At 35.5% G+C, this 23,657-nt stretch carries 16 protein-coding genes; 5 read left to right on the top strand and 11 right to left on the bottom strand.

Annotated elements, in window-relative coordinates; genetic code table 11:
• Positions 1-134: 134 nt before the first annotated feature.
• The 8 genes from ushA to J3U66_RS10515 form a co-directional block, all read right to left on the bottom strand.
• Complete coding sequence (gene ushA, locus J3U66_RS10550) at positions 135-1,820, bottom strand: bifunctional UDP-sugar hydrolase/5'-nucleotidase UshA (protein ID WP_267343486.1); 1,686 nt, start codon at positions 1,818-1,820, stop codon at positions 135-137.
• A 29-nt stretch (positions 1,821-1,849) separates the two neighbouring features.
• On the bottom strand, positions 1,850-3,151 hold the full coding sequence (locus J3U66_RS10545) for a pyrimidine-nucleoside phosphorylase (RefSeq protein WP_267333448.1): 1,302 nt from the start codon (positions 3,149-3,151) through the stop codon (positions 1,850-1,852).
• Positions 3,152-3,314: 163 nt separating this feature from the next.
• The gene (locus J3U66_RS10540) at positions 3,315-3,710 is read right to left on the bottom strand and encodes a cytidine deaminase (RefSeq protein ID WP_065568119.1); all 396 of its coding nucleotides are present in this window, start codon (positions 3,708-3,710) and stop codon (positions 3,315-3,317) included.
• A gap of 4 nt (positions 3,711-3,714) precedes the next feature.
• Positions 3,715-5,715, bottom strand: coding sequence for a bifunctional 2',3'-cyclic-nucleotide 2'-phosphodiesterase/3'-nucleotidase (locus J3U66_RS10535; RefSeq protein ID WP_267348926.1), 2,001 nt, complete (start codon positions 5,713-5,715; stop codon positions 3,715-3,717).
• Positions 5,716-5,748: 33 nt separating this feature from the next.
• Entirely contained in the window at positions 5,749-6,912 is a 1,164-nt protein-coding gene (gene add, locus J3U66_RS10530) for an adenosine deaminase (RefSeq protein WP_267348924.1), read from the bottom strand.
• Between the two features lie 360 nt (positions 6,913-7,272).
• Positions 7,273-8,526, bottom strand: coding sequence for a nucleoside permease (locus J3U66_RS10525; protein ID WP_267333451.1), 1,254 nt, complete (start codon positions 8,524-8,526; stop codon positions 7,273-7,275).
• Between the two features lie 224 nt (positions 8,527-8,750).
• Entirely contained in the window at positions 8,751-9,467 is a 717-nt protein-coding gene (deoD, locus tag J3U66_RS10520; RefSeq protein WP_267333452.1) for a purine-nucleoside phosphorylase, read from the bottom strand.
• Between the two features lie 54 nt (positions 9,468-9,521).
• Entirely contained in the window at positions 9,522-10,751 is a 1,230-nt protein-coding gene (locus tag J3U66_RS10515) for a phosphopentomutase (protein WP_267348923.1), read from the bottom strand.
• A 596-nt stretch (positions 10,752-11,347) separates the two neighbouring features.
• On the opposite strand from J3U66_RS10515, the gene murB reads away from it, so the two are divergent.
• Genes murB through birA form a run of 3 tightly spaced genes read left to right on the top strand, consistent with a single transcriptional unit; the run spans position 11,348 to position 14,442 of the window.
• On the top strand, positions 11,348-12,358 hold the full coding sequence (murB, locus tag J3U66_RS10510) for a UDP-N-acetylmuramate dehydrogenase (RefSeq protein ID WP_267348922.1): 1,011 nt from the start codon (positions 11,348-11,350) through the stop codon (positions 12,356-12,358).
• Positions 12,359-12,368: 10 nt separating this feature from the next.
• Positions 12,369-13,493, top strand: coding sequence for an MFS transporter (locus J3U66_RS10505; protein WP_267333455.1), 1,125 nt, complete (start codon positions 12,369-12,371; stop codon positions 13,491-13,493).
• Positions 13,486-14,442, top strand: a complete 957-nt coding sequence (gene birA, locus J3U66_RS10500; RefSeq protein WP_267348920.1) for a bifunctional biotin--[acetyl-CoA-carboxylase] ligase/biotin operon repressor BirA — start codon at positions 13,486-13,488, stop codon at positions 14,440-14,442. Before J3U66_RS10505 ends, birA begins: the two co-directional genes overlap by 8 nt.
• A gap of 73 nt (positions 14,443-14,515) precedes the next feature.
• On the opposite strand, the gene J3U66_RS10495 is transcribed toward birA, so the two are convergent.
• Positions 14,516-16,834, bottom strand: coding sequence for a zinc/cadmium/mercury/lead-transporting ATPase (locus tag J3U66_RS10495; RefSeq protein WP_267348918.1), 2,319 nt, complete (start codon positions 16,832-16,834; stop codon positions 14,516-14,518).
• Between the two features lie 256 nt (positions 16,835-17,090).
• Here J3U66_RS10495 and J3U66_RS10490 point away from each other — a divergent pair, with 256 nt between their 5' ends.
• A complete protein-coding gene (locus J3U66_RS10490) occupies positions 17,091-18,284 on the top strand; it encodes an MFS transporter (protein ID WP_267333458.1) in 1,194 nt (397 codons plus the stop codon).
• 63 nt (positions 18,285-18,347) lie between these two features.
• Here the strand turns inward: J3U66_RS10490 and surE are convergent, their stop codons facing one another.
• Entirely contained in the window at positions 18,348-19,133 is a 786-nt protein-coding gene (gene surE, locus J3U66_RS10485) for a 5'/3'-nucleotidase SurE (protein WP_267348916.1), read from the bottom strand.
• A 22-nt stretch (positions 19,134-19,155) separates the two neighbouring features.
• Positions 19,156-20,013 carry a neutral zinc metallopeptidase gene (locus J3U66_RS10480; RefSeq protein WP_267348914.1) on the bottom strand — a complete coding sequence of 286 codons (858 nt, stop codon included), beginning with the start codon at positions 20,011-20,013 and terminating at the stop codon, positions 19,156-19,158.
• Between the two features lie 849 nt (positions 20,014-20,862).
• On the opposite strand from J3U66_RS10480, the gene proP reads away from it, so the two are divergent.
• The gene (gene proP, locus J3U66_RS10475; RefSeq protein ID WP_267343475.1) at positions 20,863-22,368 is read left to right on the top strand and encodes a glycine betaine/L-proline transporter ProP; all 1,506 of its coding nucleotides are present in this window, start codon (positions 20,863-20,865) and stop codon (positions 22,366-22,368) included.
• Positions 22,369-23,657 lie beyond the last annotated feature (1,289 nt).

Below are 23,657 nucleotides of genomic sequence, written 5' to 3'. Positions count from 1 at the left end.
ATACTTACAGTAAGTAGAGCAAACTTAGGTTAATATTAAATTTTGTTGCTAACTAGTTAAAAATATTAATATTTTTATGCTTAATGATTTTTTACTAAACTTAACAACAAAATTTTCATCGTATCAATTCTTGTTTATTTATCCGTAATGAATGGTTTAGGCTCATAATCGGATGCATTAATAGGCGAATGTGCCTCAAAATATTGTTTTACTGCGTCGGCATCTCGATATCCAGTATCAACATAAGTTGGTAAGGTATTGGTTATCGGATAGCCATCCCCACCCGCAGCTAAAAAGTCAAGTGTGGTAATTCGATAAGTTTTTTGTAAATCAATGGGTTCATCTTTAATTTTTACATTATCGATACTGTCCCCAGTACGCGTTAAACTAATATTTTTTAAATGAGTAAAGCCACCTGAACCCGGTTTTTTACTTAATGCGACTTTCAAATAATCAAGTAATTGTTTGCCGGTTAATTCAAAATAAACAACGCTATTGCCAAATGGTTCAACTTTTAAAATATCGCGATAAGTAATATCGCCTTCAATGAGTGAGTCACGAATCATACCACCAGACATGATGCCGATATCAGCATTGGTTTTTTCAATAAATGCACTTAATAAGAGTTGTCCCATATTACTTTGTTGATATCTCACTACACTACGGTCACCTTCTAATCGGCCAGTGAGCTCACCTGTTTTAATCAATAATTGTTGTTTACCTTGTTCTTGATAAGGTTGTAAGGTTTCTAATAATTTTTTATCTTGTGGTATCTCTTTAGTGTAATATTCAAGTCGTTTAGTATCATTACCGTTATCCACTTCTTTTTTAAGATTGATTGGAATCAGTTGGTAATTTTGTAAGGTTATTTTGCCATTTAAAAAGATAAAATCCGCACGACCAACGTATTTGCCCCATTCATGAGCTTGAACAATCCAAGTACCATTTTGTTGATCTGGTGCACAAGGCGTGCCGGGTACATACTCAGTAATACGTTTATTAGGGCTTGCCATGCAAACAGGGTTTTGAGAGTGCCCACCGACAATCATATTCAATTCACCGGTTGGTAAACCTCTGGCTAATTCAACATCGCCGGGCGCCATTGAACCATGTTCACCATTTTCGTAATGCCCCATGTGTGTGACGGCTATTATCATATCGGGGCGTTCAGTTTGCTTTATTTGAGAAATAACTTTTTGCGCTTCGGGTAATGTTTTACGAAATTCGATACCATCGGTATTCTTAGGTGAAGCAAGCGTGATAGTATCGTCAGTTGTTAAGCCAAAAACGGCTATTTTAATGCCGTTCAAATCAAACATTTTATAGGCGTCAAAGACTCGGTTATCAGTATCTTTAAAATAAGTATTGGCAGATAGAAAAGGGAAGTGCGCTAGTTTTTGCTGTTCACGAATAATCGTTAGCGGGTGATCAAATTCATGATTACCAACAGCCATTGCATCGTAACCAATCTCGTTCATACCAATAAAATCGGGCTTAGCTTGTAGTACATCAGATTCAGGAACACCTGTATTAATATCACCACCAGATAGTAGCAGTAATTTACCCCCTTTATCTGCTACTTCTTTACGAATTTCATCCACCACCGTTTTTTGGGCTGCAAGTCCATATTCGCCAATATCATTTTGCCAAAATCGGCCATGATGATCGTTGGTATGTAAAATAGTAAATTGATAAGTTTTATTTTTTTCCCAGTTAGGTCCAATTGGCTGTTTAGTTGCCACAACAGCAATTGCATTAACCGAAAATAAGCCTAAAACAATCAGCAGTGATAGTTTTTTATTTAATTTTAAATACTTCATGGTGTCTCCTAAATCCTAATGCAAAACGCCTATTCAGTTATTACTTTAAAAATAAGCTGAGGTTGCTTAGCACTATCACTAATAGTGATATTGTCATAAAGCTTTTGCTTAATGGCATCTAACTTGTCTGTATTAGCATGAATAGTGAGTAGCGCTTCACCTTCGGTGACTTTATCACCTACTTTTTTATGTAATACAATGCCTACAGCTGGATCGATAATATCCTCTTTAGTTGCACGACCTGCGCCTAATTGCATAGCAATAATCCCAATTTGATCTGCAATAATTCTTGAAACATAACCCGATTTTAATGCTGGTAGGGCGATTTGATAAGGCGCGCTAGCGAGTTTTTCTGGGTGATCAACAACCGAGCTATCGCCGCCTTGTGCTTCAATCAAATCTTTGAATTTTTGGATAGCTTTGCCATTTTTGATGACCTCTTGCAGTTTTTCTCGTGCTTCTTCTAATGTTTTAGCTTTATTAGCAAGCACAACCATTTGGCTACCAAGCGTTAAGACCAGTTCGGTTAAATCAGCTGGACCATGACCTTTTAAGGTATCAATGGCTTCTTTGACTTCAAGGGCATTACCAATAGCAAAACCTAGTGGCTGTGACATATCCGAGATAATCGCCATGGTTCTACGCCCAATCTGATTACCAATATTCACCATTTCGTGTGCTAGTTTTTCAGAGTCTTCCATGGTTTTCATTAATGCACCATCACCGGTTTTGACATCAAGCACAATGGCATCGGCGCCGGCGGCTAGTTTTTTACTCATAATGGAACTAGCAATCAACGGAATAGAACCGACTGTTCCTGTTACATCGCGTAGTGAATACAATTTTTTATCTGCTGGTGTTAGGTTGCCTGATTGCCCAATTACCGCAACGCCTTTTTCATTAACTTGATCAATGAATTCTTGCTTACCTAATTCAATTTTAAATCCTGGAATGGATTCGAATTTGTCATTGGTTCCACCTGTGTGACCAAGGCCACGTCCTGACATTTTGGCAACAGGGATATCTAATGCCGCAACTAAAGGTGCTAAAACTAAAGTTGTCGTGTCACCCACACCGCCAGTTGAGTGTTTATCGACTTTTATACCTTTAATCGAGGATAGATCAACCGTATCACCTGAGTGCATCATTGCGCTAGTTAAATCGGCACACTCTTTTGATGTCATTCCTTGAAAATAGATAGCCATTAATAGTGCACTAACTTGATAGTCAGGAATGGTGCCATTAGTATAGTTGGTGATAAAAAATTGGATTTCTTCGGTTGTAAGGGGATGACCGTCACGCTTTTTTTCAATAATATCTACAAATCTCATTAAATTTCTCTCTTAATATCAATAAATTAAGTTAGTATGTTTAAATTTATATAAAGTGAGTCACTTTATATTTGTCGAATAGTGTCGACATAATTAACATAACTTTAATAATAGCTAGGTTATTAAAATTATTTTATTATCAATCTTATTCACTAAATAAGATTTAATCTAAATCACTCGGTGAAAAAGACCAAGGTAATAATTCACCTACGGTGGTTTCTTGAATTTTTCCCTGCATATTAGTTAATATAACGGGCATATCTTTAGCACAAAATTCGCTAATCACTTGGCGGCAAGCACCACAAGGTGAAATAGGGCCATCTGTATCACCAATAACCACTAATTTTTTAAATTTTCGTTTACCTTCCGACACGGCCTTAAAAATGGCGGTGCGTTCTGCACAGTTAGCTAATCCATAAGAGGCGTTTTCAACATTACAACCTAAAATCGCTTCGTCATCTTCGGTGATAAGTACTGCACCCACCTGAAATTTAGAATAAGGAACATAGGCTTTTGAACGGGCAGTTTTAGCAAGTTCAATCAATTTTTCAATTTTCATGGTGTTAGTCCTTTTTAGTTTCAATTGTACTAGTTATTTGGGATTGATTTTTTGCCGGTGATTGTAGGTCTAGTTGATATACACCAAAGCCTAAATTGTCTTTATCGATAAATTTTATTGAATAAAGCGAATTGTGTTCAATATACGCTTTTGCTTCGTTACTTGGTGAAGACTCAAAGCGGATATCTAATTTGGTTTGACTCGATATTGGCGCTATTTGCCAATTATTATCGGCGTTAACATTTACCACGCCTTTTTCTTTTGTGGTATTTGTAATATATGCCGAAAGAATGACTCTTAAATCGTCAGGCGAATTGAATTTAACATTTTTACCGCCCGTGCCAGGAAAATTACCGGTATAAGCCCGATAATTATTAGTTGCTATTAAAAATGGCTGTTTAACATCGATTGGTTTTTGCTGATAAGTGAGATTTTTAATACGTTCAGCATTGGCGTTGATCAATTGGCAATTGCCATCGTAACGTGCGGGTTGTGTTACATCTATTTGATAATCCACACCATCAATGGTATCAAAATTATAAGTTCTAAAGTGCTCCCAATTGATTAAGTATTGCGGTTTATCAGACTGTATGTCAATTTGATTATAGACTCCTGCTGAACATTCCAGCCACTCTTTGACATCTTGACCTGTAATTTTTACCGCAGATAAGATATTTGGATACAAGTAAATATCGGCTGCGTTTCTAAACGTGAGATCACCTTGTTTTACATCCACATAAGCTGAAGGATCATTTTTTCGACCACCGGCTTTAAAGGGTGCAATTGCTGATAAAATAGGTAATCCATCCAGATCAGGATCGCCTTGAACAAACTGTTTTACGTAAGCTATTTGTGCATCACTAATGATTTGTAAAGCGGGGGTATCTTCCACCAATGCTAAATAACTATTGATATCGGTTGATACTTTACCAATTGGTTTGCTGACAAATTCACGGGTAGCTTGGTGATCTTGTTTCAATACGTTAGCAATATTTTGGTCGGCCTCAACCAGTGCTTTTTTATTTTTGATGTCACAAATTGGTCTAGCTTCGGATTTTCCTGAAGTGACTTGCCAATGATCCTTATTGCCATCGAGTACTAAATCAACAATGCCTAAATGGCTACCCCATTGGCCTGGCATGACCGCAGGAACATGATTGATATTGCCTGTTTTAATATCGGTATTAGGTAAGGATTTAAAATCGTCACTCGGGAAAACACCATGCGAATGACCAAACATAATAGCATTGATACCATCGACTTGACTTAAATAATAAACAGAATTTTCGGCTAAGGCTTTATACGGGTCTGCTGATACACCAGAATGTGCAATAGCTATAATCACTTTTGCACCTTGCTGTTTCATCTCTGGCACAAAGTGTTTAGCCGTTTCGGTAATATCTTTTACAACCACTTTACCTTCTAAATTTAGTTTGTCCCATTGCATGATTTGCGGTGGGACAAAGCCGATATAACCAATTTTGATTGTATGTTTATGCCCATCAGTATCCATTACTGGGGTATCAACAATAATGTAGGGTTTGAAAAAAGGCTTATTGGTTTTTGCATCATATACATTAGCATTAACATAAGGAAATTTAGCACCCGATAAGCTTTTTTGTAAAAAGTCTAAACCAAAATTAAACTCGTGATTGCCGATATTACCAACTGTGTAATTAAGGGTGTTTAATGCTTTATATACTGGATGGATTTCACCGTGTTTGAGCCCTTTATTTTTAGCATAATCGGCCATTGGGCTACCTTGAATAAGGTCACCATTGTCAACCAAAACGCTATTTTTGACTTCTTGTCTTGCTTGATGAATTAAGTTAGCGGTTTTTACTAACCCAAAAGTATCAATATATTGATCTTTAAAGTAATCATAATTCATCATATTACCGTGAAGATCACTTGTTTCGATAATTCTTAAATCAACTGTTGCTGCTTGTAGTGAGCCAGAAATTAATAGAGTTAAAAGGGGTAATGTGATTTTGTATTGTTTCATGTAGATCTCCTATTGCTCTGGCTTTGTTATCCATTAACTTGTTTTCAATAATAATTTTTGGTACTGAGTAAATCTTGCAACAATTGCAGGATGATAGTTTGTACACGCAATGGCCTGTTTCAGGTCCTGTTTATCGGCTAGTGTAAAGCATGACAAAACATAATCGGTTAATTGTGTTTTGATTGAATCTTCAATAAAAGCGGCATCAATACCACACAGGGTGATATCGAGTAATTCTAATCTTGAAAAATGAAACATTGATTGGGCAAGTTGATATTCCTTCTCAATATCTGTACCAAAAATGCCGGCATCATCGGTATTAAGGGTTATACGAACGCCATTTTCGTACAGTTGTCGTATTGGGTGATTGTGAAGGTCACCTTGTAATTCATTGACTAAAATACGATTACTGGTTAGTGCTATTTCTAACGTGACGTTTTGAGTCACTAATTGATGAATTAAATTTTGATCTTCAATGGCGCGAATACCGTGCCCAATGCGGCTAGCTCCATGTTTAAGTGCATTAATGATACTTTCAGCCGATTCAATTTCGCCAGCGTGATAAGATTTTTTTAAGTTTAATTTTGATGCGAGCTGATGAGCTTTTTCAAAATCATCAAAATGCCCTGACTTTTCATTACCAGCAATATTAAATCCGGTGATAAATGGATGAGGATTCCTTTCAATAAATCGCAACGTATCGTAAACTAGTTTAGCGCCAAGATGTCTTACACCAATAACATGGTATCTTACTGTGATATTAAATTGTTTTTGTACATCAATAATGGCGTTATCCATTTGTTGTAATGTTTGATGAAATTTATCTTGATCCCAAATGATTTCACCCTCACTTTCTGTTGCGCAGATATGATAAGGCGAAAGAAAGAGTTCGCAATAAATTAATCCCTGTTTGGCGTTTCGATACAAAAAATCATAGGTAATCAGGTAATAATCTTCGGGCGTTTTTACAAAATTGGAAACAGTATCATAAGTTTGAATAAACTGAACAAAATCAGTTTCGTCATAGCGGTATCGTCCGTAAGGGTAAGCATCTTTATCATATTCGCCAGATGAATAACATAATGATGGGGAAAATGGCATATGATTTTTATCGGCTAACGTTTTAGCCATTAAAGGCGTTATGCTACCTTCTACGTGTTCATGTAATATTACTTTTGGAACTATTAGCTTATTCATCGAGTCTTTTATCTTGTTAACTAAGCGTATTGAGCGCTGGAATCATGATTAATCAGTTTTTTAAAACATTTTCGTGAATCTTAAGTTATCTACATTGTTTGCTTTATTCTACCTTGATAAGGATCAACATTTCCATACATTTTATGTGACTTCTTAGTAATTTTGTGAGGTGGCTAACCATTTATGAGTCATAAATAGGCAACGAATTGATTTGTTGCCTTAATATAGTGTAAATAGAATTTTCACAATCAAGTTATCATTAAGCTGTTTTTTAATTGAATAAAGGTAATATTTAGCATTTCTACTAGGTATTACCATTAATCATTAACAAAATGATAACTTAATTGTTGGTATAGTAATTTAACTTACTGTTTTAGCTGTGGTTAATTTACTTGTATCGTTTTTAAATATCAGTAAAAAGATAATAGCAAGAATTAATGAGTAACCAGCAAAAATAAGCCAAATGGTACGCCAATCAATAATGCCAGCAGTCGTGTAATGATCAACAACAATGCCGCTGATAGTTGAACCTAAATAAGCACCAAGACCATTAGTCATAATCATAAATAGACCTTGTGCACTATTACGAATCGCTGGTGAAACTGATTTTTCAACATACATTGATCCTGAAATATTATAAAAATCAAATGCACAACCATAAACAATCATTGATAATAGCAATAGTACAAAACCAACTGGAGAAGGATCACCATAGGCAAATAAGCCAAAGCGTAATACCCATGCCAACATACTAATTAACATGACATATTTAATACCTAAACGTTTCATAAAAAATGGGACAAATAGGATAAATACAACTTCTGAAATTTGCGAAATGGAAAGTAATACTGATGGGTATTGCACCACTAAGCTATCGGAATATTGTGGAATCTCGGCAAATGAACGTAAGAAAGGGTTACCAAACGTATTGGTGATTTGTAAAATACCACCGAGTAATACAGCAAATATGAAAAATATTGCCATTCTTGGTTGTTTAAATAGTACAAATGCATCTAATCCTAACGAACTGACCAAGGATTTTTCTTGACTGTCATTTTTAGTTGTTGCGCTGACAGGTAAGCTTAGTGAATACAGGCTAAGTAAGATAGAACTTGCTGCTGCTATATAAAGTTGCATGTTGCTCAGTTCTAATTTTAAAAAACTCACTAACCACATTGCCACAATAAAACCAATGGTGCCGAAGATTCGGATACTAGGAAATTGGCTGATAACATCAAGGTTTTTTGATTCTAAACAAGAGTACGAAATTGAGTTTGAGATTGCTATTGTAGGCATAAACGCTAGGCAATGAATTAGCATGACTGCCACCATCATAAATGGAGATGTGATTGATGCGGCAATAAATAGTGTAATTGCGCCAATTAAATGACAAAGCATAAATAGGCGATTAGCCGGTATCCATCTGTCTGCTACTACACCAAGTAAGCCCGGCATAAATAGAGAAGCGATCCCCATTGTGCCGTAGACTGAACCTACAGTTGTGCCACTAAATTTTAGTGTCTCCATCATATAAGAACCCAGAGTAATAAGCCAACTACCCCAGATGAAGAATTGTAAGAAAAATATGACTTTAAGTTGTACCTTGATATTCATTTCGATTCCTTATTAAGCGAGATCTTTTATACCCTATTGTTAAAACTAATGAACAAATTTTAACTATTACGTCTGATAAGTATTCAACTTTCAGACAATTAACTTATGCAGTTTGGTAACTTAAAACAGGTTAGTAATGAAATGTTACTGAGTTATTTCAATGCCAACACTGTTTATTACATAAATTATTGATCAAAAAAAATGGCAGAAATTCTGCCATTAATTTAATTTGAATTCAGTAATACCGACTCTAAAGCAACAGTGATCATCTCTTTAAAGCCGAGCTGTCGTTGTTCTGCCGACATAGCTTCACCTTTACGAATATGATCTGATACAGTACAAATAGCTAAGGCTTTGGCGCCATATTCAGCTGCGACACCGTAAATACCTGCCGCTTCCATTTCAACACCTAAAATGTTGTATTTTTCCATTACATCAAACATTTCAGCATCAACGCTGTAAAATAAATCTGCTGAAAATAAGTTGCCAATTTTAACATTGACACCTAATTTTTTTGCTGCATTAACCGCATGACAAGTCAGATCGAAATCAGCAATGGCTGCAAAATCATTGTCTTTAAAACGTTGACGATTTACTTTTGAATCAGTACACGCTCCCATCCCTACAATGACATCACCAACATTCACATTAGGGCTAATTGCACCGCATGAACCGATTCGGATAATATTTTTTACACCATAAAACTTAATGAGTTCTGTTGCGTAAATTGAACATGATGGAATACCCATTCCATGCCCCATAACCGAAACTTTTTTACCTTTATAGTCGCCGGTAAAGCCTAGCATAGATCTGACATTCGTCACTTCTTTTGCATTTTCTAAAAATGTTTCTGCAATGAATTTTGCTCGAAGCGGATCGCCTGGCATTAAAACTGTTTCGGCAAAAGCATTATCATCAGCATTTATATGTGGGGTAGACATCAAAATCTCCTGAATATCTTTTTCTAAAAAATTGTCCTACTTTAAATAAAATGGTTACTTTTTAATAAATGATTGACCATAATCCATTGGTGATAAATCAAAATAGTCCGCAACACTTTGCCCGATGTCTGCAAAGGTTTTACGATGACCTAATGAACCAACTGGAACACTATCACCATACACTAAAACAGGTATGTGCTCACGAGTATGATCTGTTCCTGCCCAAGTTGGATCGCAACCATGGTCGGCACTAATAATAAGTAGGTCTCCCGGTTGAATTAAAGCTAGCATTTCAGGTAGTCGACTATCAAAATATTCAAGTGCTGCGGCGTAACCAGCAATATCCCGGCGATGACCGTATGACGAGTCGAAGTCAACAAAGTTTGTAAACACGATAGTGTTATCTTTAGCTTGTTTGATCTCTTCTAACGATGCATTAAATAATGCTTCAATGCCTGTTGCTTTAACTTTTTTAGTGATGCCAACCTCTGCATAAATATCGGCAATTTTACCGATTGATACTACAGTACCCTGTTTTTCATCAACCAGTTTTTTGATCATTGTTGGTGATGGTGGTTCAACGGCTAAGTCATGGCGGTTACCTGTGCGAACAAATTCACCCGCTTTTTTACCAATAAATGGGCGAGCTATAACACGCCCAATGTTGTAATCACCTTTATTAAGTTCATCACGTGCGATTTCGCATATTTCATAAAGTCTATCTAAACCAAAGGTCTCTTCATGACAAGCTATTTGAAAGACTGAATCAGCTGAGGTATAAAAAATTGGTTTTCCGCTAGCCATGTGCTTTTCACCTAGTTCATCAAGAATGACCGTACCTGATGAGTGACAATTACCCAAATAACCTGGGAGTTTAGCACGTGCAACAATTTTATCTAACAATTCTTGGGGGAAACTATTTGTGGTGTTAGTAAAATAGCCCCAATCAAATAATACAGGCACACCGGCAATTTCCCAATGTCCTGACGGGGTATCTTTACCGGAAGAAATTTCGCTAGCATAACCATAAGCACCAATGATGTTACCTTCAGTCTTCATGCCTTTCGGATAACTTCCCGCTGATTCGTATGCAGCTTCAATTAACCCTAGTTTAGCTAAGTTTGGTAATTTTAGTGGACCTTTGCGACCGTGATCTGCTTTACCTAATGCACAAGCTTCGGCAATATGACCTAGTGTATTAGCACCTTCATCCCCATATTTTTTTGCATCCTCTGCACCGCCGATTCCGAAGGAATCAAGGATCATAATAAAAACTCTTTTCATAATTTCCTCTGACTTCTAATAAACTTAACTTCACTACAATATAAGGAATAACAGTCCCTAAAACCGTGATCATGTGCTCATTTATTAAGTATATAAATATGATTTAAATCATTATAGCTATGTTTCAATCGTTCAAGCTAGAATTTTACTACGATTTATAAAAAGATCGCTAGCTCGTTATGATACATGATAAATGAAAACAAAAAAGATCAAACCATCAGTTTAGTCGATTATTTATTCAAAATTGGTCAGTTATTCTTATTTTTTTAGTCGACAGGTAACTTAGCACAACGCGTTTTAAATGCACTATAACCTATTGAATGTATTTTACTTTAATTCACTTATTTATCAGCGTTTGAATAATTAATAAAACATCATTTATCGTTGTGGTAAAATAATCATTTTTATGCAAAATATAATGCATTACACAATGCTTTGCCGATATTTAAATGCTGAGCTTATTTCGAATAAAAAGCGTATATAGACTAAAAATCTTAAAGTTAATTAATCAAATAATAAAAACGCTCTTAATTCAATTATGATGCAGGTTAATTTTAATTAGCACATCTCTATAAAGAGATTAAAGGTAGTGAGTGATGAAACAAAAAATTCCAAATACCTTTGGGCTGACGGTTTATGCTCGAAGTGTCGTTACCGTTTCAACCGTTGAGCAATTACAACAAGTTTGGGATCAAAATCAAGAAAATCAGCCCATTATGATCATCGGTGAAGGGAGCAATACACTGTTTACCGCTGATTATGACGGTATTGTGGTTGTCAATCGTATTAAAGGCATCACGATTACTGAAACACAAGAGTCTTGGCTTTTAAACGTTGGCGCTGGTGAAATCTGGCATGATTTGGTGTCAACGACAGTAGAAAAACAGTTAGCAGGATTAGAAAATCTTGCTTTAATTCCTGGGTGTGTTGGATCGGCGCCAATCCAAAATATTGGTGCTTATGGCATTGAGTTTCAAAAAGTGGCTGATTATGTGCAGTTACTTGAACTTGCGACAGGTAAAATTATTACTGTTACTGATGGTCAATATGGTTATCGTGAAAGTATTTTTAAGCGCCGTTATAGCAATGGCTATGCTGTTATATATGTAGGCATTAGATTATCAAAACAGTGGCAACCAGTATTAACGTATGGTGAATTAAAAAACTTTGATCCCCAAACGGTCACCTCCAAAATAATTTTTGATAAAGTTTGTGAGATTCGACACAGTAAATTACCCGATCCTAAAATTTTAGGTAATGGTGGAAGCTTTTTTAAAAATCCCGTTGTCGATAAAATTGTTGCCGATAAATTACTTGAAATTTACCCAGCAATGCCTATATATCCACAAGTTGACAATCAAGTCAAATTAGCCGCTGGATGGTTAATCGATCAATGTGGTCTTAAAGGTTTTCAAATTGGTGGAGCAGCAGTACATCAACAACAGGCATTAGTATTGGTCAATAAAAATAATGCAACAGCGCAAGATGTTGTGGCGTTGGCGCGTTATGTCAAAAATGCAGTATTGGAAAAATTTTCAGTGACTTTATCACCTGAAATTCGTTTTATTGGCCGTACTGGTGAAATTAATGTAGATAAATTTTTATAATTAATTATTCATGAAACACTCTTATTCTTTTCCTATTTTATTAACAAGTTTGTTATTTGTGACTATTTCGTTGTCGGCGTTAAATACACAAGTGCCGCTGTGGTTAGTTGGGCACCAGTTTTCACTTGGTCAAATCGGCTTAGTGGGCTCAAGTTATTTTACTGGCAACTTAATTGGGACGATTATGGCGAATTGGTTTATTAACCGATTTAACGCTAGGTATACCTATACCTATAGTTGTATTATTTTTGCCATTGCAACCATAGGTTTGAGTTTTTCAATAGATTTTTATAGCTGGGCAATTTGGCGATTTTTAATTGGTATTGCTTGTGCTGTAACTTGGGTGGTTATTGAAAGTTGTATACTTGTCACAGGCACCGTTAGAACACGGGGTAAAATGCTAGCGGTTTATTTAACAACCTACTATTTAGGCACCGTTTTAGGGCAAGCACTATTACAGTATTTTCCACAAAATGTGCTGTATTTTGGCCTTGTAGTGGCAGTCTTGATGGGACTAGCGAGTTTATTTATATTACTGACCCACTATAAACTGCCTAAACGAAAAAACAGTAGTTTTAATATTGTACCTATGATTGTAAATAAACCCTCTCGACTCGGGTTAGTGGGGTGCGTTATTGCCGGTATGTTAATTGGTTCTTTATATTCACTGATGCCAGCTTATTATTCCCATTTAGGTTACAGTGATAATGAAGTTGCCAATTGGATGATTCTTCTTATTTTATCTGGCGTTGTTGCACAAATGCCGGCTAACTGGTGTGCTGATAAATATGGTCGTCGTCTTGTTTTACTGGTTGAATCGTTTCTAATGATAATAGCTTGCCTAATGTTGGTATTTAATTTATTTGATATTGTTGCCATTATTTTATTAGGTGCAACAATTTATACCATTTACCCGATTTCAATGGCATGGGCTTGCTCGTGTGTAAGAAAGCAAGACATTGTTGCTATGAATCAAGCTATGCTATTGACCAATACGTTAGGTAGTCTTGTTGCACCTGCTGTAATAGCATTTATTATGGATAAAACAAGTAATAGTTATCTATTTGTGAGTTTTACAGTAGTTTCAATCTATTTTTTTATTTTATTATTAATCAAGCGAGGCACTAATGCGTAATAACCAAAATCCGCTTAAATTGATCGAAATATTAGCTGATGGTGAGTTTCATTCGGGAGAAGAATTAGCTTCGTATTTTGGTATCACCCGAGCAGGGATTAACAAATATATTAAAATTCTGCGCGAATGGGGAATTGAGCTATTTTCTGTTCAAGGAAAAGGTTATTGCTTGGCTGCGCCTATCGAACTTTTGAAAAAAGAGAAAATCGATAAGTATTATGGAGCAGATAGTGCTGTTGAAGTTTTACCTATCATTGATTCAACTAATCAATACCTCCTTGATCGTATTACAACGTTAAAATCAGGTGATGGTTGTGCCGCTGAATTTCAAACTCAAGCAAGAGGGCGGCGGGGGCGTAAATGGTTTGCGCCTTTTGGAACAAATCTCTATTTTTCAATGTATTGGAGATTGGAGCAAGGTATTGCTGCTGCTATGGGATTAAGTTTAGTTGTTGGGATTGTTATTGCCGATACATTAAGATCAATATCTGGGCAAGATGTGAGAGTAAAATGGCCAAACGATCTTTATCTTAAAGATCAAAAATTAGCAGGCATTTTAGTTGAGCTTGCGAGTAAAACCGGCGATAGTGCGCATGTGGTTATTGGCGTGGGTGTTAATTTAAATATGACCAATCCCGATGTTAACATTGTTAATCAAAAATGGGCTAATTTAGGTAATTTTGATCGTAATTTATTGGTTGCTCAAATTGCGAAAACGTTAAAAACTAAATTGATTCAGTTTGAGCAGCAAGGGTTAGCGCCGTTTATAAAAGATTGGGATCGGCTCGACAATTTTGCTAACCGTCCAGTAAAATTATTGATCGGTGACAATATTATACGCGGTATTGCTAAAGGAATTACTGATCAAGGGGCATTAAAACTTGAACAAGATGGCAAAATCATGACTTACATCGGCGGCGAAATATCGCTAAGAAGTGATGAAATGTAACACAAAATTAAAACCTATTGTATCTAAGTCAATAGGTTTTTAATTAATGTGATTAAGTATTAAATCCTAATCCTTATTTTTTAAATCTTAACACTCGCAATGCATTAGCGGTCACAATTGCCGTCGTACCTGAATCAGCTAATACCGCTAACCAAAGCCCTGTATAACCCAGTAAACTTGTTACCAAAAATATCAGTTTTATACCCAATGCAATGGTAATATTTTGTTTAATATTTTTGTTAGCAAAACGCGTTAAGCGAATTAATTTAGGTAAGCTTAATAAACTATTTTTGGTTAATGCTGCATCTGCCGTTTCAAGTGCAACATCACTGCCACTGCCCATTGCAATGCCAACTGTTGCAGCCTTCATTGCTGGTGAATCGTTGATACCGTCTCCCACCATGGCAATTGCAGAATCTTGACCAATTTTTTCAATTTCAGTTAATTTGTCGGCAGGTAATAATTCTGCTAAGTAATCCATATTAAGTTGTCCTGCAATGGCTTTAGCTGCTCGTTGATTATCACCGGTGAGCATTAAGGTTTTTAACCCCAATTGTTGTAATTCATTAATTGCAGAAATGGCATCATTACGTAACACATCTTGTAAAGCAATAATACCTAATAATTTATCACTTGTGACTACAGCAACTACCGTTTTTCCGGCGTTTTCTAATTGATTAATGATCTGCTTATTTTGATCAGTGATAGCATTTGATACTGTCGTTATTTTATTGGGCGAAACAATATAAATTAGTTCTTGACCAATTTGACCTTGAATACCAACACCGGCGATCGCTTTACGGTTATCTGCTTCTTTGAATTGAATTTGCAGCTGTTGAGTATATTCAACAATGGCTTTCGCCAGTGGGTGATGCGAACCACTTTCGATGGCTGCGGCGATAGCAAGTAAATCGTTGGTAGATTTGTCACCATCAATAATATCTGTAATTTGCGGTTTGCCTTGGGTTAAGGTTCCGGTTTTATCAAAAGCAATCGTTTTGATTGATCCAATATGTTCAAGTGCCGCACCGCCTTTGATTAAAACGCCTTGTTTAGCCGCACAAGAAAGGGCCGAGGTAATAACGGCAGGGGTTGATATCACTAAGGCACAAGGACAACCAATAAGCAATAGTGTAAGTCCACGGTAGATCCAAGTATACCAGTCGGCGCCCATCATCAATGGTGGGATGAATATGACTAAAAATGCGAATAAGGCGATAGATGGCGTATAGTAACGGCTAAATTTGTCAATAAAGCGTTCGATTGATGCTTTGCGATCTTCAGCATCTTCTATTAATTGTAAAATACGATCAACGGCATTTTGTCCTGTTTCAGAAATAACTTTTAGTTGTACGGTATTATCGACGACCAATGATCCTGCTAAAATTTTATCGCCGCAAAGATAATTGACGGGTATTGATTCTCCGGTTAGTGCACTTTCATCAATATTGGCTTGTTCACTAATCAAAATAACATCAGCCGGTAGTCTTCCACCCGATGATATTTCAATAATATCATTCGGTTTTAGGGTATGACTTGCGACTGTTTTTCGTTTTCCATCAATAATAATGATTGTCTCTTCTGGCATAAGTTGGACTAGCGATGAAATGCCTTTTTTAGCTTTATTGCTTGCAACGCCTTCAAGCATTTCACCAATCATGAACAGAAATATGACCATGGTTGCTTCTTCAGCTGCGCCGATAAAAAGTGCGCCAATGGCCGAAATACTCATTAACGACTCAATCGCAAATGGTGTTCCACTACGTGTTAAAACGATGGCTTCTTTTAGAATCGGTAGTAAACCAATAATGGCCGTTATAATAAATGCATATTGTCCGACTTGATGATTTACTAACAGTAAAATATAGCTGACAACAATTAAAGTCCCTAATAGTGCTAATGGGATTAACTCTTTTTTATTCAAAATACTTGAATGTTGATGTTGAACTGATTGTTCTGGTGAGGATTCAAAAATGGGTGTATAGCCTAATTCAGTCACTTTATCTTCGATAAGTTTTACAATCTGTTCATTTTTTTGAGGTACAAATACAATAAGTTTTTCTGTGGAAAAGATAATTTTTGTTTGACTAACATTAGGTAACGTTTTAACACCATTTTCGATTTTTTGAGCACAATGTGCGCAGTCCATTCCTTGAATTGTCCAAGTTAACTTAATGTGTTCCCCTTGCCGCTCGGGATCGTCTGTCGGTTCATCATATTCATTGGCTTGAGTTTTGCAGCTATTTTGATTTTCGCAGCAGTCAATAGCTTGATGATTTTCATGTGAATGATGAGAATCATGATCATGGTTGTGCGCAATATTTTGACAATCATCATGGCAATCATTTTGATGAATAGGGTGACTATTTTCAGATTTGTTATTATATAACATAACGTTACCTCATTTTATTGATGATTCTGATTGTACTCTCAATTGAATAAAAATAAATCATTTTTTATTTAATCAGACCGATCTTAATCAGGTTTTTCATAAAATTATATTGAAAATGTGGTGTTACCAGCTAACTTAAATATTAGAAAAAACGCTAAGAATCTATTTTAGGTAGCTAGATTAAAGTTTGATTTTTTATACATTAGCAACAGTTTTGAGTATATAATCATGCTCATTTCAATGATTGAGAGCATATATGACTAATTTTTACTCGCTTCGTCGACGTTCAAGTGTGATTTTTGCGGCTTTTTTATTCAATACCTTTATTATTGGTATTGCAGGAGCCTTACAGTCACCAACGTTAAGTCTATTTTTATCAAAAGAAGTTAATGTTGAACCTAGTTTAGTTGGGCTTTTTTTCTCGATCAATGCATTTGGATGTATTATTGGTAGCTTTTTATTAGCTAAATATTCAGATAAAAAAGGTGATAGACGTAATATTGTCATATTTTGTTGTTTAATGGGTGTTGCCAATAGTTTAATTTTCGCTTTTTCACGTCACTATTATGTTCTCATTACATTGGGTGTTTTTTTCGCCGCGTTAGCGTCCGCAGCCATGCCACAAATTTTTGCTTTAGCACGGGAATATGCGGTTAAGACAGGGCGCAATGTTGTGGCATTTAATTCATTGATTCGTGCCCAGCTCTCTTTAGCGTGGGTGATTGGTCCACCGTTGTCTTTTACTTTAGCCACTAGTTTTGGTTTTACCTCGATGTATTTATGTGCAGTAGGCATGTTTATGGTTGCGATCTTATTTGTTGCAATCTTTTTACCTTCTGTGGAAAAAAATCCTATTTCACATTCAGATAATACTATTGATTTAGCGGCTGCTAACCAACCAATATATAAAAATCGAAATGTGGTTTTCTTACTGCTTTCAACGATATTCATGTGGACCGCCAATATGATGTATATCATTGATATGCCATTGTATGTCAGTTCTGTATTACACTTATATGAATCTTTACCCGGTCATTTAATGGGCTTGGCGGCAGGCATCGAAATTCCAGTTATGTTGATAGCGGGATTTTTGGTCCCTACCATTGGTAAACGAAATTTATTTTTTATCGCTATAATTTGTGGTTTGCTATTTTATATTGGGATGATTTTGTGTACCAGCCAATTTGCGTTATTTGCTTTGCAGTTGTTTAACGCCCTTTTTATTGGCATTGTGGCTAATATTGGTATTATCTATTTTCAAGATTTATTGCCGACTAGAATGGGCGTTGCATCAACTTTATTTAATAACGGCATTATTTGCAGTATCATTTTAGCCGGCGTGATTCAAGGTTTCATTTCTGAATCTTATGGGCACGAAATAATTTATTGGATTGCATTCGCGATGGTTTTTATTTCATTAGTGTTTTGTGCATTGGTAAAAAAGGACTAATAAAATCATTAATAATAGCTTATTAAAATGAGCGTCTTCCTAAGATTAGGAAGACATAGCTATTTATTCATTGGTATTGATTTGTTGTTTTAATTTTTCATAAATTGCATAGTGAGTTCTTTCATAGCCCATAGGTGTAATGGTTATGTAATTGTTGTTAGCTGCATCAAGCTCTTTGTCTTTTCCTAATATTTGTTGATTACGTTTCGCTCTAAACCAATAATAATCATGTCCTTCAGGATCTTTAGTTGGCGTTAGGACTAATTGGCTGGCATCACTTTCTCCTTGTTTGGTTACTCTCATTCCTTTAGTTTCTTTGGCCGAGCAACATGGAAAGTTAATATTAAAGCAGATGTTGTCAGGTACATTTAATGTATAGAGTTTTTTTATAACCTCTTGAGCATGATGAGTTGCACAATCCCAATTGGTTGGCTGCATGTCTTCTGTGTTCACTTGACTAAAAGCCATGGCTGGTATACCAAGTGTCATTGCCATTATTGCCGCACCTACGGTTCCAGACAAAATGGTTTCAAACCCCACATTAGAACCACTATTTATTCCAGATAAAACCAGATCAGGTAAGTTATCGACCATTAAATGTTTGATTGCAAATAACATACAATCAGCGGGGGTGCCATAAACAGCATATCTTTTTTCATCTCGCTGGGTTACGCGAAAAGGGGTTTTTAAACTAACTGAACACGAAACCCCACTCTGATCGATAATTGGTGCAACGACCCATACTTCATGTGCAATTTTTTGGGCAACATTTTCTAATATTTTAATGCCGGGAGCATCGATGCCGTCATCATTAACTAATAAGACGCGGTTTACTAATTTATCAAACATATCACTTCCTTTTGCTATTTACTTATTGATCAAAGGTATTACATTGATTAATAGATCCACTGTCGAATCCTCTTTTAAACCAAGTATAACGTTGTTTGGATGTGCCGTGGGTAAAACTATCAGGCATAACATAACCATTACTTTGCCGTTGTAAGCGATCATCGCCTATGGCTTGTGTTGTGTTTAAGGCTTGTTCGATATCACCCACTTCAAGAATATTTTGTTTTTGCATAGCATTACCCCATAAACCGGCATAACAATCTGCTTGTAATTCTAATTTTACCGATAACTGGTTGCTATTAATATCTGGTTGAGTTTGTTTGAGCTGCTCAATGTTATTAAACGTACCTAATAAATTTTGTACATGATGACCTATTTCGTGAGCAATGACATAACCTTGGGCAAAGTCACCGCCGCCACCAAGGCGCTGCTTCATTTCTTGATAAAAGGAGGTGTCTAAATAGACGGTTTTATCTATGCTACAGTAAAAAGGTCCCATAAAGGTTTGCCCAGTTCCGCATGAAGTTTGAGTTGAGCCGGTATAAAGAACCAATTTGGGGGGGATATAGGTTTTACCTAAAGCTGTAAACTGTTGGCTCCAGTAATCCTCGGTACTGGCTAAAATAACCGAGGTAAATTTTGCTGCATCGGGATCTTCGTCATTATATTGAGTAATTGTTTGCTCAGTATTACTTGAATCAATCAAATTACTATTAAGTAAACTCGTTAGATCCACACCATAATAGCCAGCAATTAATACCACTAAAAATAAAATAACTTTCCCTTTGCCTTTAATTGGGATCCTTGTTCCCAATTCACTTCCTGATTGTGAGCGGCGATCTTCAATATTATCACTCTCTCTTTGGTCTCTCCAGCGCATAGGGGTACCTCATCAGTTATAGTTAGATTATTGTAATGGATAACTTACTGGGATGCTAGGTTCAGTGATGATTATCATCTTAAATTGATAAAATTCAACGTTGCTTAATTATAACCTAATGATTATTATTATCTTTAATCACTAGTTAATATTTTTCCCATCTTTTTCGTTGTGAGCATATTAGATCATGGTAACTCAATTCACCACTCAACTCTCTCAGCAAGCTTTTATTTAGATTACTGACAACACTCATCAGTTTTATTAAAAGATGGTAGAGCGATGAGTGAATTATTTACCATTTTATTATTTCATTCTGTGATTTATCGCAACGGGTTAGCATTAAAAATATTTAGAATAATTAGTTGGTTAATTAGCTTAGCACAACATCATTACGCCATAATAGTGATTTATGTAGCAGTTTTAGTATTATCATTTCACCATTGAACATGGCACACTTTTTATTTTATGGCAGTGATCGAGATCATTTGGCTGAGTAATTGTTAATTATCTGCAGGATAAATAATTAGCGTGTAAGATGAATATACTGCTTAAAAATCGAATTTGATTTATGGTGGATTTTGCAAAAATTAATGATGTTGTTATAATTAGTCTGCAATTTCCACTAGATAGATGGATGTTGTTGTCAGTGAATTAGCTTTAGCGTAATCAATAAAATATTCGTTTTATAATTATTATCAAGTACCTTCTTTTGTCTTTACAAGATTTTGTTCTACATTTAAGTCAATACATATTTTGAACTCGAGTTTAATTGGTCATTAAATCGATATTAATCACTTTGCTTAATTGCATTTTTAATATCATTTTATTAGTATTCAATAGGTGTATTTTATGAAGCAAATATCAAAATCGACAAGTAAACCTCTAAATATTAACGATATTACTATCATCGATGATAGTAAGTTAAAAAAAGCCATAATTGCAGCAGCACTCGGTAATGCGATGGAATGGTTTGATTTTGGCGTTTATGGCTTTTTGGCTTATGTTTTAGGTCAAGTATTTTTTCCGGATGCATCACCGAGTATTCAAGTTGTTGCTGCTTTGGCAACTTTTTCGGTGCCGTTTTTAGTTCGTCCATTAGGCGGATTAGTATTTGGTGTTTTAGGTGATAAATTGGGTCGACAAAAAATCCTTTCTGTTACCATTATTATCATGTCTTTAAGTACCTTTTGTATTGGATTAATTCCTTCTTACGCCTCTATCGGCATAGCTGCGCCCATTTTATTATTAGTGGCCAAATTAGCCCAAGGATTTTCTATCGGGGGAGAGTATTCAGGGGCTGCTATTTTTGTTGCTGAGTATTCACCGGACCGCAAACGTGGATTTATGGGTAGCTGGCTTGATTTTGGCTCGATTGCCGGCTTTTTAGTTGGGGCTGGATTAGTTGTGCTTCTTTCTACATTACTTGGCGAAGCAAGATTTCATCAATGGGGATGGCGCATTCCATTCATCTTTGCTTTACCCTTAGGTATAATCGGTCTTTATTTACGGCATGCATTAGAAGAAACCCCAGCATTTCAACAGCATACAGATTCAACCAATAGTCAGCAAAATAGCGATAGTGATACCTCAACGACTCTGTCATTTAAACAAATTTTCAGCAAATATTGGAAAAGCTTATTGGTTTGTGTTGGCTTAGTTATTGTCACCAATGTCACTTATTACATGTTACTGACTTATATGCCGAGTTATTTATCACATAATCTGAATTATCCTACCGATCATGGTGTTTTAATTATTATTGCTATCATGATTGGCATGTTATTTGTGCAGCCTGTGATTGGTTTGATTAGTGATAAAATTGGTCGAAAACCCTTTATTGTTGGTGGTAGTCTAGGATTACTGGTTCTTTCTTACCCCGCTTTTGCGATGATCAATAGCGATGTTATTGGTCTTATCTTCTTAGGTTTATTAATATTAGCTGTACTGCTTAATTGTTTTACGGGTGTGATGGCATCAATTTTACCTGCTATTTTTCCAACGAGTATTCGCTACAGTGCCCTTGCTATTTCATTTAATATCTCGGTACTGATCGCTGGTGCGACACCAACTGCTGCCGCTTGGCTTGTTGAAGAGAGTGGTAATTTATATATGCCAGCTTACTATTTAATGGTGGTCGCATTAATAGGATTAATCACTGGTTTCAAAATGAATGAAACTGCTAACCAACCTTTAAGAGGTGCAACCCCAGCGGCATCTGACAAGTCTGAAGCAAACGAAATTCTAACAGAACATTTTGATTCAATTGAACAAAAAGTTGAAGATATTGATGAGCAAATTGAATCATTACAAGAACAACGACAAGATTTAGTCGATCAACATCCAAAACTTGATTAATATTATGGCGTTATCATAAAAAAGCCAATATTTGTTAATTAATTGATTTTTATAATGAACCGTAAACGTAGCTAATTCGGTAATGTTGATTATGCTGTTAGCCGTCTAATTAAGGGAATCCGATGATTCCCTTATCTAAACTTAGAGAGTGATAAAACTATTTTCACAGTAACATATGAGTAATATTTAATTTTGTTATATTAAGATCTATCTCGGTTTTAACTATTATCCAGATGATTTGAGATCATATCTGTTCTTTTTAAAAAGCTCATACACAAATTCAATAACTAACTTGAAATCACCGATAAAAATGAACCGATCCTTGGTATTTTTTGACTAAATTAACACGCAAAAAAATCGTTATGTTTAACCCTTTTTTTTACCTTAAATTTAAATTAAATAAAATCAATGTATTAAAAGCAAGCTCAAAAAAAGGGTTTTTAGCAAGAAAAATGTAGTTTGTCTTTTATCAGACAGGCGTTATAGTATGTCTGGTTCTAGATTAACGCCGTATAGGTGGTTTAGAAATAACGTTGCCAATGTATATGCGGATTGAATATGATTAACGCCGTATAGGTGGTTTAGAAATGCCCAATTTACCACCTAAATTAATGACGTTTGATTAACGCCGTATAGGTGGTTTATAAAATTTGTCATCGAACTCTAAACGCTAACGTCTGGATTAAGGCTGTATAAACGTCAGATAATTTAGTCTATCTTTCTTTATACTATGATCAGCAATTCATAGTATAAAGAGAGTTTCTTACACAGAAATAGTGGGCAACATTGTACTTTTTCTGATACTTATCAATTTTGTTGCAAAAATAGTTATAACTTACGCGTCCACTTAAAAATAATCAATTAATTAGAATATATTACGCAACAAATTAAGGTAGCATATGACCTTTTCACTGGTGGATAATCATCGCGGTAACCATAAAATACTATGATAATTATGCAAAAGATTCATTGATTAAGTTAATGGTTAATACTAGTAGGTATTCGTCATTAAATTGTAGACTTAAGATGCATTTATAACGTTGCTATTGATGATTATTAACAAAAATTAACATAAATACACATTACAATTTTTATATTCTATCTTACGATTGAACCGCATTATTGACATTATCACGCACAAAAAAGTTGCATTAGATATCTATATATAAAAGCTAATATATTGTATTTTCTTAAAAAGTTAATCAAATTAGCTACAAGGAGTAGTAAAAATATGTTAAAATATGGTCTTAATCGGGCATCGGGCATCGGGCATCGGGCATCGGGCATCG

It is taken from the genome of Gilliamella sp. B2969 (genome assembly GCF_026536195.1).
In the GTDB taxonomy this organism is placed as follows: Bacteria; Pseudomonadota; Gammaproteobacteria; order Enterobacterales; family Orbaceae; genus Gilliamella.
Note: the sequence above shows the minus strand (reverse complement) of the source record. Positions and strands in the feature narration are given on the sequence as shown.